Origin of the sequence: Mycobacterium persicum, from assembly GCF_002086915.1 — a bacterium.
In the GTDB taxonomy this organism is placed as follows: Bacteria; Actinomycetota; Actinomycetes; order Mycobacteriales; family Mycobacteriaceae; genus Mycobacterium; species Mycobacterium persicum.
In genome coordinates this window covers 1-666 of sequence record NZ_MWQA01000027.1, presented here as the reverse complement: position 1 = coordinate 666, position 666 = coordinate 1, and the positions used below count along the sequence as shown (strand labels likewise).

The 666-nt window shown below is 62.6% G+C and carries 1 protein-coding gene and 1 pseudogene; one reads left to right on the top strand and one right to left on the bottom strand.

The window, feature by feature from the left end; translation table 11 throughout:
• Positions 1-231, bottom strand: a 231-nt coding sequence (locus B4U45_RS28690) for a transposase domain-containing protein (protein WP_219859593.1), incomplete at its 3' end; no start/stop codon positions are given.
• 79 nt (positions 232-310) lie between these two features.
• Here B4U45_RS28690 and B4U45_RS28685 point away from each other — a divergent pair.
• Positions 311-463 (top strand): annotated as a pseudogene (locus B4U45_RS28685) (phosphotransferase-like protein); the annotation flags it as partial.
• Positions 464-666 lie beyond the last annotated feature (203 nt).

The window sequence follows — 666 nt, the reverse complement described above, 5'->3', positions numbered from 1 at the left end:
GAGCTGGGCCAGCACATCCTCATAAGAGCCCTCCGCATACAGGCCCATCGCGATCGCGAAATACGCCATCACCCGCGCAGGCAGCGACCGATGCCGCTGCTGGGTGCGGCCCGCCTCCGCGATCACCTCATCCACCAGCGCCGCAGGAAACACCCGCGTCAACACCCCCACCGATACCAGATCTGACAACCGGCGATCCGACTCAGGCTTGCGCCAACCCGCACGAGGCATACCCTACAAACTACACCCATGTAGTCTTAACTGAACGGTATTGGCATTAACCCGGGCCTGGCGGTACCCTCATTCGGCTATGGCAGCTATGACTGAACCGGCACAGGGCGAGCTCATCATTCTCAACGGCGGATCCAGCGCGGGAAAGACGTCACTCGCTATGGCGTTCCAAGACTTGGCCGCCGAATGCTGGATGCACCTGGGGATCGACCTGTTCTGGTTTGCACTGCCGGAACCTGTCAAACCATTTGAGACGTGTCAGGCTGCGTGTTCTGTGTCGGTGTTCTCCTTCGGTGGTTCGTTGATCCAGGCTGCTTCGGGCAGCTTGGGTGGGGCGGGTTTGCGGCGGAACCGGTCGGGGTTCGCCGCGTAGGCGGCGGCGAGGGTTTCGGCGCGCCGGGCCCGGATCTCGATGGCGGTGCCGTCATGGATCGA